This is a genomic window from Rosenbergiella sp. YN46 (assembly GCF_036620675.1).
In the GTDB taxonomy this organism is placed as follows: Bacteria; Pseudomonadota; Gammaproteobacteria; order Enterobacterales; family Enterobacteriaceae; genus Jejubacter.
On the sequence record NZ_JAZHEE010000002.1, the window covers coordinates 87048 to 99984 of the forward strand.

Sequence of the window (12937 nt, forward strand, 5' to 3'; positions counted from 1 at the left end):
GACAGCACCATGTCTGTTTGATGACATTAATGTCATCAAACGGCGCTGCGGAAACTGTTACTCTGTTTGCGAAAGTAATGAGGTGGCGAGAATGCGCATATTAGTCGTGGAAGATGATACCGGGACAGGTAATTACCTGAAGAAGGGGCTAACAGAAGCTGGATATGGCGTCGATCTGGCGCGTGACGGTACCGACGGCTTATTCCGGGCGCTGGAGTATCGTTATGATGCGATTGTGCTGGATGTGATGCTGCCCGGGCTTGATGGCTGGCAGATTATTGACGTTTTGCGCAAGAAAAGCGATGTGCCGGTTCTGTTTCTGACCGCGCGCGATGAGGTGCAGGATCGCATTCACGGCCTTGAACTGGGCGCCGACGATTATCTGGTCAAACCTTTCTCGTTTACCGAGCTGGTGCTGCGGCTACGGACGCTGCTGCGTCGTGGAACGGTGCGGGAATCCGATCGCTATACTCTGGCCGATCTGCATATTGATGTGCTGCGGCGCAAAGTGACCCGCCAGGACACGGTGATTCCGCTGACCAATAAAGAGTTTATGTTACTGCATCTGCTGGTTCGGCGTGAAGGAGAGGTGCTGTCGCGCACCATGATCGCTTCGCAGGTATGGGATATGAATTTCGACAGCGACACTAACGTAGTGGATGTGGCGATTAAGCGACTGCGCGCCAAAATTGACCGGCCGTTTGATATCAAACTCATTCATACCGTGCGCGGGATAGGCTACGTCTGTGAGGTGCGTTCATGAGTTTGCTGGCCCGGCGCTGGCAGGCCACGTCGCTGACGCTGCGCAGCGCTATCCTGTTCGCCCTGGTCGCAGCGCTGGTGGTGAGCGCTGCTGGCGGCTACCTGTATAACGCCATGCGCCAGGAGATGATTTATCGTAGCGATCTGCAGGTGACCGGGCGAATAGAATATTACCGGAATGTGCTGGGCAAGCGCTTCCCGCTGGACAGGCTGGTGGCGAATACCGGGATGTTCGAAAATATGCTGGGCAACGAGCAGGACGTGTTAATTTTTCGGATTCAGGGGCAGGAGCCGTTAATTAACGTCAATCCCTCCAGGATTCAACTACCGCCGGTGACGCCAACGCCGAGCGATCGCCCGCAGCTGCTGAACGCGGTACGAACCGGGAAAACCCGGCAGGGAGTGCCGTTACGGGTGGCGTCTGGGCTGGTGAAGCTGGAGGATGGCAGGGTACTGCAAATTTCCGTCGCGCATGTGATGGTGAACGAGCAGAAAATGCTGGCGCGTTATCTGTGGCGTGTCATAGCGGCGGTGGCGACGGCCTTTCTGGCAATTGCGCTATTGGGCTACTGGGTGATGCGTCGCGAGCTACGGCCATTAAGGCGTATGGCCGCCGAGGCGGCGGTTATCACCCCCAGTACCCTGGCGACTCGCCTAAGCGAGCAGGACGCGCCGCAGGAATTACAACGGCTGATAGTCTCGTTTAATGCCATGCTCGATAGACTCAACGAAGGCTATCAGCGCCTGACCCAGTTTTCCGCCGATCTGGCTCACGAGATTCGCACGCCGGTGGGGGCGTTAATGGGGCAGTGCCAGGTGGCGCTGTACCAGCCGCGCAGCGTCGAGGAGTATGAAACGCTGTTATCCGGCAATATGGAGGAACTGGAGCGCATTTCGCGCATGGTGGAAAATATTCTGTTTCTGGCGCGCGCCAGTAATGCGCAATCGGCGCTGAATTACCGCAGCCTGGATATGGCGCAGGAGTTGCAGCGCGTAGCCGACTATTTTGAAGGGCTGGCGGAAGAGCGCGGCATTCAACTGATCTGCGAAGGGGAAGGACGACTATGGGCCGACCCCATGCTGTTTCAGCGGGCATTAAGTAATCTGGTCGCTAACGCGGTACGCTACGCCGATGAAGCGAGCCAAATCATTTTACGCGCCGACACAGAGCTAAACCGCCAGGTGGTACAGGTGATGAATCAGGGGCCGCCGATTGCCGAGGCGCACCTGGAAAAGCTGTTTGAGCGTTTTTATCGCGCAGATGCCGCGCGCAGCAGCCACGCCAGCGGGCTGGGATTATCGATTGTGCGCGCGATTATGACCCTGCACGGCGGCGAGGTTCGCGCCCAGTGTCGCCCGCAGCCGCCCGCCGCTCAAATCGTATTTAGCCTGATTTTCCCGCATGATGTCGCTAAAACGTGATGCAGCAGAAAGCAAAAAGCCCGCTTAAGTTGCCTTAAGCGGGCTTTTCTGAAAATGGCTCCTCTGACTGGACTCGAACCAGTGACATACGGATTAACAGTCCGCCGTTCTACCGACTGAACTACAGAGGAATTGCGTGAACGGGGCGTAGAGTAATGGGGCCGCTGCTGGCTGTCAACATTAAATCCAACTTTATGATTTGATTGACTAATTAAAAATCAGTTTGCCGGTTTAATGGACATGTCCGCCGTCGGATTTGCGCTCCTGCAGACGGGCCAGAGGATCCTGCCCGTAAAAGTGGCAGAAGCGCTGCCACAGTGATGGAAAGCGCGGGGCGAACAGTTCCGGAGCGCTAAAGAAGTATTCGGAGAGCACTGCGAAGCATTCAGCCGGGTCGCTGGCGGCATAGGAGTCGATACTGGCGGCATTTTCCCCCACCAGATCGATCTCTTCCTGAATGTTATCCATGGCGGCATGCAGAGAGTGCTCCCAGGCGGCTACCTCGCGCAGCGGAATAGGGGGAACGCCGCTGGGGCGGTCGCCGTTGCGCATATCGAGCTTATGGGCCACTTCATGAATGATGAGATTAAATCCGGAAGCGTCGAAGGAGTCCTGAATATCCAGCCAGTTTAAAACGATCGGCCCCTGTTGCCAGCTCTGCCCGGACTGTACCAGACGCTGGCTGTGAATAAGCCCCAGCTCATCTTCCCATTCGTCGTCTACCACGAAGGGAGTGGGATAGATCAGCACTTCGTGGAAGCCATCCAGCCACTCCAGCCCCAGAGACATGACCGGCAGACAGAACAGTAGGGCGATGCGAGCGCGCTTCAGAGGATCCAGTTCAAGACCCTGGAGTGCGACCAGCCGCTTTTGCTGCAAAAAACGTTCGCCTGATTCGACGAGCGCCTGACGTTCCTGGAGTGACAAGGCGGACAGCAGGGGAATTGAAAGAGCCTCTTCCCAGGGAAATGCCGGAAGAGAAGGGTCATGATTTAACTTCCAGGGCCACTTTATCATCGAAACCTGCTCGCAAAGTCGTCACTTAAACAAAAAGGATAGGGCCGGGGCTGTTAAAATGCCGAATTACCTGGCATTATTGCTACCCAACGGAGAGATGCCGGAGCGGCTGAACGGACCGGTCTCGAAAACCGGAGTGGGGGCAACTCCACCGGGGGTTCAAATCCCCCTCTCTCCGCCACTATTCAAACACTTAGCTCACATCCTTTCAACGATACACATCACACTTGGTATATTGTTGGTATATTCACCTGGCATATTCTGGCCTCATTATCCCACTTTTGATATCACAGAGACATCGAGAGTAGGGGAAATTTCCTTACCCCTTTGCTGAGGGGCCTTTCACATATCCCCGTTCGTATCCCCCCGTACACGCGGCTCAGGCTTGCCGGTTCGTGATTAACTTTGACGCTAGCTACAAGGCAAAAGGAAACACTATGTTTTATAAACCCATACAACGCAATGTTAATGGCTCTTGAGTAAGTGTTTATGGATAATAATATGCAAGACATAAAAAACTTTAAACGATATATATCACCAGGTTAATTGCCGGGAAAACACGCTGTATGTGATGCTGAAGTTTTATTTTTAATATCTGATGATGGACAGGATTGGTATGAGTGTCAGTCCAGGTTTTCAGACTCAAGATATAAAGTAATATATGATGCGAGCGGTATTGTTACCTCTGCTGTTACTAAACCTGTTGCGTCAGAAAATAATACTTATTCAGTGTCGATGTTATTTCCTGAGAATTGCAGTGTTGCAGAGGTTGAGACACTTCCATCAGATTTTAGCGCAGATGGTAAATGGCAGTATACAAATGGTGAAATCACCGAAATTCCCGTCGATTATGCCGCTGAGGCTGAGGCTGAGGCTGAGGCTGAGGCTGAAAAATTGTGGCGACTGACTGTTGCCACTGTGGCAATAGCCCCGTTACAGGATGCTGTAGACCTGGATACTGCTACAGACGACGAAATCGCGCTGCTGTCCGCGTGGAAAAAATATCGGATATTGCTGAACCGAGTGGATACCAGCAAAGCCCCGGACATCGAGTGGCCCGAACAGCCTGAGTAATCATAAATAGCCGGGGTGTACTCGGCTGTTTTGTCCCTGTATAGTTTAGAAACCATAAACGATGGAGCTATTTAGATGGCATTGCAGGGAAAGTTTATTATCAATGGTGCGGACTATTCACCGTTCACACTTTACGGGGTCGGAACATTCATGGCGTTTTCTGGTAACAGTGTATACCGAAACCACGGCGGTTGTGCTCATATACCCGACAATGGCCCGATTCCACCAGGTAAATACTGGATCGTTGAGCGAGGCGGGGGCGGTGCTTTTTCACGAGTTAAAGCGGTTGTATACGATAAAGTAAACCAAATAGTGAACGATTCGCAGTTCAGTCGTTCGGAATGGTTTGCTCTGTACCGTGATGACCGCGGCATAGATGACATGACCTGGTATAACAACGTATCCCGTGGTCTGTTCCGTTTACATCCGGGTACTATCTCGAAGGGTTGTATCACCATAGCCCATAACTCTGATTTCGCGTTGATTCGCAATGCACTTCTTCGCACCCAGAAAATTAGTGTGCCGTGCATGAAGAGTATGATGGCGTATGGCAGCATAGAGGTAATCGCAAATGGCAACACTTGCCCGTAGGGTGGGGAAAATTATTTTTTTCATCGTCCTGATGATGGTGGTTGGGCGGGTAACAAACATCCCCGCTAATGTTAGCGAGAGTTTCGTTTTAAAGGCCACTGCCTGGCTCTACGGTAGCGGTAATATCACCGCAGAAAACACTGAGGATGTCATTTTCTATATGAATATCACTACGGTGTTGGTGCTGACGTGTCTTGTGTATGCTGTCGTAATGTATGTCATTCGCCGTATCAGAAAGGCATGAACAGAGGGAAGCCCGCCAGATGTGTTATAGTCATTAACGTTCATTCCAGTCGTCAGTGTGCTGTATATTCCCGTCCACGTAGCGCCAGGTAACGCGCTCATACATCATCGAGGCGGATTCCATATGGTTAATATGAGAGTTGCCGGATAGTTTAGCGTTCGGCATACCCGGGTTAACGCCGGTAATTTTCACGCCTTCGAACAGCATTACGAAGTATGCCTCTTTCTGGCCTGCATGATTGATGCAATACCATTTTATTTCGGCGCTTTTCAGCGTCTGCCCTTTCGAAACCGCTTTATAGAGGTATGGGCTTGATGAGTCGAATTCTTTCTCGATCATCACTGGCGAGTGGCTACGGGCGCCGGTGATTTTTCCTGTATTGCTGTCTACGGGGAGATTAAGCCCGTGGCTGAATCCCACCACTTCAATGCTCCCATCGCGGTCATGGACATCTACAGATCCTGGCCTGTCCGGGGCGCTGGCCAGACCAGCGCGAATTGACCAGGCATCCGCCGAAAAAGGTGGTGATAGACTGTAAATCATCCCTGATAGCCAGAAGGATACCTAAGCTGCGCAGGGCGCTAATAAAGCGATAAAGGTATACCCGCACGAGGCGCTTCGGTTTTGGTTTTCCGGGGACAGAGTCGAAAAGTAGGTGTGCTGATGATGATGCGCGATGGCGGCGTGATTTTTTCCTTACCATGGGTTTCCGTTAGAGAAAAAATAAATGTAAGTGCCGTTTTTATTGGTGTTTTTGTCTGGGTTTTTGGCTTTATATTGGTTTTTAATTGCTATTAATGGCGTTTTTAGTGGTGTTTTATTTCATTCTGTTTGTTTTTTGTTCTCCTGTGCTATGGTAAACTACAGTCTCTCAACCAATCTGACAGAGGATTTTATGGATAACGCGCTTACTCCCGCCACCCTGGCTTTCGAATATTTACGCCGTGAGGCGGAATCGTTAACTCCGGCCCAGTACCTGACTCGCGTCAGACAGTTGCAGCTGGAATTTGCCGATCTGATGGAACTGACGTCCACCGAACTGCTCGAAGAGATCTCTTTCGCCTCCCGTCTGGGCATCCACTAAGCGCTTTAATGCTCACTCCAGTAATTATCTGATTTCTGACGCGGCGGCATAGCAGGCTGCCAGCCATAAAATAGAGTGCCGCCCGAAATCATTTCCTGCCTTACACGTTAAATTTATATTTAATATTACTTTTTATTCACTTTTTATTAACGTTTTTGCGCTTTTATTAACTGCGCCCATCGGAAGGGATGGGGTGGAAAATAAAAATCACATGACGCCATTATGAGTAATTTGATCTGCATCATAAAAAGGAGCATAGTACGCACGCTTTGTAACGTTTCTTCACATTTATTATGACTGTTTATCAACATATGCTGGTTTTTTATGGGGTGATGGCACTGCTGTCAGCCATTATTACTTTTTTTCTGGCGAAGGATCGCATGAGCATGAAGTTTTTGAGTGCCTTACTGGTTGGCGCCACCTGGCCCATGAGCTTTCCGGTTGCGTTACTTTTTTCTCTGTTCTGATGGTGGTTTCGCGCGCGATATCATAACCCATACCTCTTTGATAGAGACACCACCCGAGAAGTGTGATAAAAATCACATCGCTCGGGTGGTGTCCCGTGCGCTTTACGACAGCAAAAAATAAGTGTAGGTATCATCAGAGCAATGGAAGAAAAACCCGTTCGTGGCCTGGGAGGCCGAATTGCCCTGTGGGCATTTTATGTATTCTGTTTTTATTTTGTCTGGGCCATGTTGCGTTATTTTTGGGTTGTCAGTGGGGTGGAGCCTCCTCCAGGAAATGGCGTTGCGGGGGATATGGGAACCCTGAGTGGTAAATTACTCGGCGCTTTGCTGGGATTTATGGTGCTGGGAACCGTGGGGGCTTTGCTGGGCGCCATCGCCTGGTACACCCGGCCCAGAAGCCGGTAATATCGATTTTTTCGTCGCGCCAGCCGGGTTGCGGCGTTCTATCCCAGCCAGAAGGGTGATAAAGTCACGCCATCTTTATTGCGTGGACTTTTTATCCTCTTATGATGGACCAACCCGATTTGATTGTCAGCGCGGCCGCGGATCAGTCCCGATCGCATAGCGAACGACAGCAGGAAGAGCGGGCGCTGGTAGCCCGGCTGCTGAATATCTTCGATAAAAAAGCTCTTACCGCTAAGCTAAACGAACAGGGGGGAAACTGGCGTCCTGAATCACTGGTTCGTTGGTTGCGCGACACCAGCGTTCGGCGCATGCTGACGGAAAATGAAGTTCAGCAATTGCGTGACCTTCTGCCCTCCCGGCCTGCCCATTATGAACGCCCCGCCTTTCGTTTTATCGATCTCTTTGCCGGTATCGGCGGTATCCGTAGCGGTTTTGAAGCCATCGGTGGCGCCTGTGTGTTCACCAGCGAATGGAATAAATATGCGGTGCGCACTTATAAGGCCAACTGGTACTGCGATCCGCTGAAGCACCATTTCAATGAGGATATTCGCGACGTGACCCTGAGCCATCGCCCGGAAGTGAGCGATGAGCAGGCAAGCGACAATATCCGCAGCCTGATACCGCAACATGATGTGCTGCTGGCAGGCTTTCCCTGCCAGCCTTTCTCGCTGGCGGGCGTGTCGAAAAAGAACGCGCTGGGTCGCGCGCACGGCTTTGCCTGCGAAACTCAGGGGACGCTGTTCTTCGATGTCGCCCGCATCATCGCCGCCCGTCGCCCGGCCATTTTTGTACTGGAAAACGTCAAAAACCTCAAGAGCCACGATAAAGGCAAAACCTTCCGCATCATTATGCAGACCCTGGATGAACTGGGCTATGAGGTCGCGGATGCCGATGCCAGCGGCCCTGACGATCCGAAAATTATCGACGGCAAACATTTTCTGCCTCAGCACCGCGAACGTATCGTACTGGTGGGGTTTCGGCGCGATACCGGGTTGCAGCAGGGGTTTAGCCTGCGCGACCTGGCGCAATACTTTCCACAGCGGCGTCCTGCCTTCGCCGAGCTGCTGGATCCCCGGGTGGCAGAAAAATATATCCTGACGCCGACTCTGTGGCGCTACCTTTATCAGTATGCCCGAAAGCATAAAGAGAAAGGCAATGGTTTCGGATATGGTCTGGTGGATCCGCTTAATCCTGACAGCGTGGCGCGCACGCTTTCCGCCCGCTACTACAAGGATGGCGCCGAAATTCTGGTGGATCGCGGCTGGGATCGCCTGTTGGGAGAGAAAGATTTCGGCAACGCGGAAAACCAGCAGCGGCGCCCGCGGCGCCTGACGCCCCGGGAATGTGCCCGCCTGATGGGTTTTGAGGCACCGGGCGAATCGCGGTTTACTATTCCGGTTTCCGATACCCAGGCTTACCGGCAGTTCGGCAATTCGGTGGTGGTGCCGGCGTTCGCTGCGGTGGCCCGGCTGCTGGAAAGCCGCATCCTACAGGCGTCGCGTATGCGCCAGGAGGAAAACGATGGCGGATGTTCACGACAGCAAAACGCGCAGTAAAAATATGCGGGCAATCGCCACGCGCGATACTGCCATCGAACAGCGCCTGGCGCGGTTACTGACCGCGCTGGGCGTTGAATTTCATACCCAGGATACGGCGCTTGCCGGGCGTCCTGACTTTGTTGTCGACAGCTATCGCTGCATTCTCTTCACTCACGGCTGCTTCTGGCACCATCATGACTGTTATCTGTTTAAGGTGCCGGCGACCCGCACCGAATTCTGGATGACGAAAATCGCCAGCAACGTCGCCCGGGACAGGCGAGATATTTCACGTCTGCTGAACGAAGGCTGGCGGGTTATGGTCATCTGGGAGTGCGCTCTGCGCGGACGTCGGCGTCTGGATGACTCCGCGCTGGAAAGCCGGCTGGAAGAGTGGTTGTGTGAAGGGGGAAGCTATGCCGAGATCGATACTCGCGGCATCCACGCCTCGCAGCCGCCCCTCTCCGATCGCTAAACGCGGGTTTGCGCTGAATCTCTGCGTTTTCATTTCCGCTATGGACATTTTGCTCCATAATTATTCGTAATTTAACAACATAATAAGGAAGGTAATTTTGGCCGGAGGCAGTCTGTTAACGTTACTGGACGATATCGCCACGCTACTGGACGATATCTCCGTTATGGGGAAAGTGGCCGCGAAGAAAACCGCAGGGGTGCTGGGGGACGATCTGTCGCTGAATGCCCAACAGGTTACTGGAGTGCGCGCCAACCGTGAACTACCGGTAGTGTGGGGCGTCGCTAAAGGTTCATTTTTGAACAAGCTGATTCTGGTGCCGCTGGCGCTGATTATCAGCGCGTTTGCGCCCTGGGCCATTACGCCGCTCCTGATGTTGGGCGGCGCGTTCCTCTGTTTTGAAGGGGCGGAGAAAGTGATTCACAGCTTTGCCCATCGCGGTGATAAGAAGTCCGCCGAAGCGCGTCAGCAACGGCTGGAGGCGGTGGCCGCCGGCGATCCGCGCGCTTTCGAGCGTGATAAGGTCAAAGGCGCTATTCGCACCGATTTTATCCTGTCGGCGGAAATCGTCGCCATTACCCTGGGAATTGTGGCCGATGCACCGCTACTCAATCAGGTTTTGATACTGGCGGGTATCGCCATTCTGGTGACCATTGGGGTATATGGCCTGGTGGGGATTATCGTGAAACTTGACGATATGGGCTACTGGCTGGTGGAGCGGCAACCGGCACCCGCACGCCTGCTGGGTAAAGGCTTACTGGCTCTGGCGCCGCTGCTGATGAAGGTGCTGACTATTGTCGGCACTCTGGCGATGTTCCTGGTGGGGGGCGGTATTGTGGTGCACGGCATTCCGGCTCTGCACCATCTCATCGAACAGTGGGGGGCTATGGGCGGTGCCGTGGTGGCCGCCGTGCTGCCGCAACTGATGAATCTGGTTATCGGTTTTATTCTTGGCCTGGCGCTGATGATGCTGGTTTCGCTGGTAAACCGGATGCGCGGTAAGTCCGACCATTAATCAAGCAGAAAAAAATTAGGGAATATTCCCTAAGCAAAAGCCGCTTTTCCTGGCTATACCTGAATAACTTTTTTCAAACAGGAGACGGCAATGCTTTTTATGATCGGAGATGAGGTCAGACATAAAAGCGGCGGCCAGCGGATGATCGTAACCGGACTCTCCAGCGGAATGGTGGAGTGCCGCTGGTATGATGGCCGTAGCGTCAGGCGTGAAGCCTTCCATGAGGGTGAACTGCAGTCTGAGTCGCTGGAATCGAGGGTAGAAGTGCGCGCCTGAGTCTGCCTTTACATTGTGTTGTAAGCGCGGCGCCGGGTTGCTGGCGCCGCGCTGATGTGTGTTTATTATGTCAGGCTGACAGCCCTTGTGGTTGACGAATCCTACAAAACTTTGCATTTCTGGTGCTTGTGCATAAGAAATTTCTTGTCATTAGTGCGCTATGTTTCTGACATAATGATCCCCCGCGTTTTCGAGCCGTTCAACAGAAATCGATAAATTGCGTTCGGGAGCCCCACTCAAATCAGGGAGTGCTGTCGTGTTAGCGGATCGCAGTCAGCGAAAGTCGTTTTTCAAAAATCCGCGCCGGGTTGTTAACATTTGTTTTTCCTTTGTGTTTATCTGCTCGACGCTTCTCACATGGCGTGAAATGGCGGTGCTGGAAGACGCCTGGATATCAAGCCAGCGCAACAGTCTTGATAACGTCGCCTCCGCACTTGACAGGCAGCTTCAGCATAGCGTGGACAATCTGCTGTTTTACCGCAACATCATGAGCTATGCGCTGCAATATCCTATCTCCACGGATAAGACCCGTCAGGCTATGGCTGATTTTGAGCGCCAGCGCAGGCGTCAACACTGGCAGATAAAGCTGGATGTGAATCGCAGTATGCCGCTCAATGGCGTTTCTGATGAATTTGTGGATAGCAGCGGGCTGCTGGTACGCGACGCCGACTATCTGCATGGCGAATTGAGCGCAGCCCTGGAATTTAGCTACATTCTGCAGTTGTCTGATAACAACCGCGACCTTCAGCACCGTACTTATTATGTCTCCCGGGCCGGGTTTTATATCTCCAGCCGTCCGCCGCAGGATGATGAACAACTGGTGGCTCGCTACTATCGTCAGGTGGCGCGCCCTTGGTTTTCCCAGAATTCGGAATTCCACAACAGGGACAGGGGGGTTATATGGGAGCATACCTGGGATCCCACCCGCAGTGGCGATCAGGTGATTACCGCCAGCGTGCCGCTCGATTACCAACAGCGCTGGTACGGCGCGCTGGCAATGGACTTCACCATCGATTCCATGCATCAGTTTCTGCTGCACGCGATTCAGGAAGAAAACGACGGCGTGGTGTTGCTCTATGACCGTAAATTTAACGTGATCGCTACCAGCGCCGATGTGATGCCGAAAGGCAAACTCTTTACTCCGACGCAGATGGCTCGGTTGGCCAGCGCTATGGAAAATAAAAACGAAGGCGAGATTCGCATGTCACATAGCGTTGTGACATGGGATAAGCTTAACAATTTCGACGGCGTGTTGGTGAAGATTCATTCTCTGGATGAAGGTATTCGCGGCGAGTTTGGCCGAATTAGCGTGGTATTAGGGCTGCTGTGGCTGTTGTTCAGTCTGATGTTGGGCGGCTCCTGGCTACTGATTCATCGGCTGGTGAAAAATATGGTGAATCTGCAAAGCACCCTGAGCTGGCGCGCCAACTACGATACGCTGACCCGTCTGTTCAATCGCGGCGCCTTTTTCGAACAGGCGCAGTATCTGGCGAACCGTTGCCGCCAGAATGGTCAGCCCCTTTCGGTGATTCAGCTCGATCTCGATCACTTTAAGAGCGTTAACGATCGCTTCGGCCATGACTCCGGCGACCGGGTACTGGCCAGCGCAGGCGCCATTCTGAGCGCCTCGCTGCGTGGCGGCGATATTGCCGGGCGTATTGGCGGCGAAGAGTTCTGTGTTGTGCTGCCGGGCTCGTCGTTAAGTCAGGCGCGAAGGGTGGCTGAGCGGATACGAGAACGCATCAGCGATAAAGAGATACTGGTGCGCAGTGGGCAGACATTGCGTATTAGTGCCTCATTCGGTGTGAGCGCCTCTCAGGAGCATGGCGACTATGACTTTGAACATCTGCAGTCTGTTGCTGATGGTCGCCTGTACAAGGCCAAAGCGGGCGGCCGCAATCGGGTTTGTGATAGCGGTTAACACCCTATGTTACAGGGGGTACGCCTGTTTTGCTTCGTGATGATAAAACTTTTCCTGCCGTTTGCGGCCACTGGCTGAATCCTTTCATGCTGGATAGTGACGGCGCAAAGGTCAGTGCGCAAGACTATGACTAAGAATATTCCTAAACAGGGGCGGGGCTTATCAGGATAAAAAACTGGTTATAGCGGCGTAAACCTGCATGAAGCTTGGGGAATATCCAGCCATTCCCGATTATGTGAAAAGTCAATCTATTTTTTTGTGGAAACATATTCTTGTTTTACAAAAAATTTGCAGATATGTTTGTCGCACATCAGATTTCCTGGTGTGACGAATTTTCAAGTGCTTTCTTGCATAACTGCAAGTTTTCATCCCGGCCTCTGGCCGGGATGTTTTTCTTTCAGCCGTTAATTTCGGTAATACTAAAATCCTTAATATCCAGTTCAAAGGCTTCCGCCAGTTCACCCCAGGTGTGTGACATTCTGCCGTCTACGCTAACGCGCTGCGGGTCGTCGGCGCTACCGGCAAAGCGCACTTCGCTTTCGCTGATTTCGTTGATGGCCGCCAGCAGGGCATCAACGTCGACGTCAGAATCGGTTTTCGCACTTTTCATGCATGACTCCTGATTTGCCGGTTCACCCAATTAACAGTATAG

The 12937-nt window shown here is 52.7% G+C and carries 16 protein-coding genes and 2 tRNA genes; 14 read left to right on the plus strand and 4 right to left on the minus strand.

The features are described 5' to 3' along the window. Window positions 1–91 precede the first annotated feature (91 nt). Both V3W49_RS02040 and V3W49_RS02045 read left to right on the plus strand, forming a co-directional pair. A complete protein-coding gene (locus V3W49_RS02040) occupies window positions 92–763 on the plus strand; it encodes a heavy metal response regulator transcription factor (RefSeq protein WP_500143369.1) in 672 nt (223 codons plus the stop codon). Further along, the gene (locus V3W49_RS02045; RefSeq protein ID WP_500143370.1) at window positions 760–2184 is read left to right on the plus strand and encodes a heavy metal sensor histidine kinase; all 1425 of its coding nucleotides are present in this window, start codon (window positions 760–762) and stop codon (window positions 2182–2184) included. Before V3W49_RS02040 ends, V3W49_RS02045 begins: the two co-directional genes overlap by 4 nt. Before the next feature lie 55 nt (window positions 2185–2239). Here V3W49_RS02045 and V3W49_RS02050 read toward each other — a convergent pair. Both V3W49_RS02050 and mtfA read right to left on the minus strand, forming a co-directional pair. Further along, window positions 2240–2315, minus strand: a tRNA-Asn gene (locus V3W49_RS02050). 100 nt (window positions 2316–2415) lie between these two features. Beyond that, a complete protein-coding gene (gene mtfA, locus V3W49_RS02055) occupies window positions 2416–3201 on the minus strand; it encodes a DgsA anti-repressor MtfA (RefSeq protein ID WP_500143372.1) in 786 nt (261 codons plus the stop codon). Window positions 3202–3292: 91 nt separating this feature from the next. On the opposite strand from mtfA, the gene V3W49_RS02060 reads away from it, so the two are divergent. The 4 genes from V3W49_RS02060 to V3W49_RS02075 all read left to right on the plus strand — a co-directional run bounded on the left by V3W49_RS02060 (window position 3293) and on the right by V3W49_RS02075 (window position 5110). Continuing rightward, window positions 3293–3382, plus strand: a tRNA-Ser gene (locus tag V3W49_RS02060). 365 nt (window positions 3383–3747) lie between these two features. Continuing rightward, entirely contained in the window at window positions 3748–4275 is a 528-nt protein-coding gene (locus V3W49_RS02065; RefSeq protein ID WP_500143373.1) for a tail fiber assembly protein, read from the plus strand. A gap of 75 nt (window positions 4276–4350) precedes the next feature. Continuing rightward, on the plus strand, window positions 4351–4866 hold the full coding sequence (locus V3W49_RS02070; protein ID WP_500143374.1) for a DUF2778 domain-containing protein: 516 nt from the start codon (window positions 4351–4353) through the stop codon (window positions 4864–4866). Further along, window positions 4847–5110 (plus strand): hypothetical protein, encoded by a 264-nt coding sequence (locus tag V3W49_RS02075; protein WP_500143375.1) that lies wholly within the window; start codon window positions 4847–4849, stop codon window positions 5108–5110. Before V3W49_RS02070 ends, V3W49_RS02075 begins: the two co-directional genes overlap by 20 nt. 33 nt (window positions 5111–5143) lie before the next feature. On the opposite strand, the gene tssD is transcribed toward V3W49_RS02075, so the two are convergent. Next, on the minus strand, window positions 5144–5653 hold the full coding sequence (gene tssD, locus V3W49_RS02080) for a type VI secretion system tube protein TssD (RefSeq protein ID WP_500143377.1): 510 nt from the start codon (window positions 5651–5653) through the stop codon (window positions 5144–5146). 352 nt (window positions 5654–6005) lie between these two features. Here tssD and V3W49_RS02085 point away from each other — a divergent pair, with 352 nt between their 5' ends. From V3W49_RS02085 to dgcQ, 8 genes are all read left to right on the plus strand, one after another. Next, window positions 6006–6194: a YdiH family protein gene (locus tag V3W49_RS02085; protein ID WP_500143378.1), complete on the plus strand. Its 189-nt coding sequence runs from the start codon at window positions 6006–6008 to the stop codon at window positions 6192–6194. Between the two features lie 293 nt (window positions 6195–6487). Next, a complete protein-coding gene (locus V3W49_RS02090) occupies window positions 6488–6661 on the plus strand; it encodes a GhoT/OrtT family toxin (RefSeq protein ID WP_500143379.1) in 174 nt (57 codons plus the stop codon). Between the two features lie 141 nt (window positions 6662–6802). After that, window positions 6803–7066, plus strand: a complete 264-nt coding sequence (gene drpB / locus V3W49_RS02095) for a cell division protein DrpB (RefSeq protein ID WP_500143380.1) — start codon at window positions 6803–6805, stop codon at window positions 7064–7066. A 104-nt stretch (window positions 7067–7170) separates the two neighbouring features. Further along, window positions 7171–8622, plus strand: coding sequence for a DNA cytosine methyltransferase (locus V3W49_RS02100; RefSeq protein ID WP_500143680.1), 1452 nt, complete (start codon window positions 7171–7173; stop codon window positions 8620–8622). Next, window positions 8588–9076 carry a very short patch repair endonuclease gene (locus V3W49_RS02105; protein WP_500143381.1) on the plus strand — a complete coding sequence of 163 codons (489 nt, stop codon included), beginning with the start codon at window positions 8588–8590 and terminating at the stop codon, window positions 9074–9076. The genes V3W49_RS02100 and V3W49_RS02105 overlap by 35 nt, the downstream gene beginning before the upstream one ends. A 97-nt stretch (window positions 9077–9173) precedes the next feature. Beyond that, complete coding sequence (locus tag V3W49_RS02110) at window positions 9174–10088, plus strand: DUF808 family protein (RefSeq protein ID WP_500143382.1); 915 nt, start codon at window positions 9174–9176, stop codon at window positions 10086–10088. Window positions 10089–10178: 90 nt separating this feature from the next. Further along, complete coding sequence (locus V3W49_RS02115) at window positions 10179–10364, plus strand: YodC family protein (protein ID WP_500143383.1); 186 nt, start codon at window positions 10179–10181, stop codon at window positions 10362–10364. Between the two features lie 256 nt (window positions 10365–10620). Next, complete coding sequence (dgcQ, locus tag V3W49_RS02120) at window positions 10621–12285, plus strand: cellulose biosynthesis regulator diguanylate cyclase DgcQ (RefSeq protein ID WP_500143384.1); 1665 nt, start codon at window positions 10621–10623, stop codon at window positions 12283–12285. Window positions 12286–12682: 397 nt separating this feature from the next. Here dgcQ and V3W49_RS02125 read toward each other — a convergent pair whose 3' ends face one another. Then, the gene (locus tag V3W49_RS02125; protein ID WP_500143386.1) at window positions 12683–12895 is read right to left on the minus strand and encodes a YodD family protein; all 213 of its coding nucleotides are present in this window, start codon (window positions 12893–12895) and stop codon (window positions 12683–12685) included. Window positions 12896–12937: the final 42 nt, after the last annotated feature.

Coding starts and splice junctions, on each gene's coding strand:
- mtfA (WP_500143372.1), bottom strand. CDS start 3,201: ATGATAAAGTGGCCCTGGAAGTTAAATCATGACCCTTCTCTTCCGGCA.
- V3W49_RS02100 (WP_500143680.1), top strand. CDS start 7,171: ATGGACCAACCCGATTTGATTGTCAGCGCGGCCGCGGATCAGTCCCGA.
- V3W49_RS02115 (WP_500143383.1), top strand. CDS start 10,179: ATGCTTTTTATGATCGGAGATGAGGTCAGACATAAAAGCGGCGGCCAG.
- V3W49_RS02105 (WP_500143381.1), top strand. CDS start 8,588: ATGGCGGATGTTCACGACAGCAAAACGCGCAGTAAAAATATGCGGGCA.
- V3W49_RS02040 (WP_500143369.1), top strand. CDS start 92: ATGCGCATATTAGTCGTGGAAGATGATACCGGGACAGGTAATTACCTG.
- tssD (WP_500143377.1), bottom strand. CDS start 5,653: ATGATTTACAGTCTATCACCACCTTTTTCGGCGGATGCCTGGTCAATT.
- V3W49_RS02045 (WP_500143370.1), top strand. CDS start 760: ATGAGTTTGCTGGCCCGGCGCTGGCAGGCCACGTCGCTGACGCTGCGC.
- V3W49_RS02070 (WP_500143374.1), top strand. CDS start 4,351: ATGGCATTGCAGGGAAAGTTTATTATCAATGGTGCGGACTATTCACCG.
- V3W49_RS02085 (WP_500143378.1), top strand. CDS start 6,006: ATGGATAACGCGCTTACTCCCGCCACCCTGGCTTTCGAATATTTACGC.
- V3W49_RS02125 (WP_500143386.1), bottom strand. CDS start 12,895: ATGAAAAGTGCGAAAACCGATTCTGACGTCGACGTTGATGCCCTGCTG.
- drpB (WP_500143380.1), top strand. CDS start 6,803: ATGGAAGAAAAACCCGTTCGTGGCCTGGGAGGCCGAATTGCCCTGTGG.
- V3W49_RS02075 (WP_500143375.1), top strand. CDS start 4,847: ATGGCAACACTTGCCCGTAGGGTGGGGAAAATTATTTTTTTCATCGTC.
- V3W49_RS02090 (WP_500143379.1), top strand. CDS start 6,488: ATGACTGTTTATCAACATATGCTGGTTTTTTATGGGGTGATGGCACTG.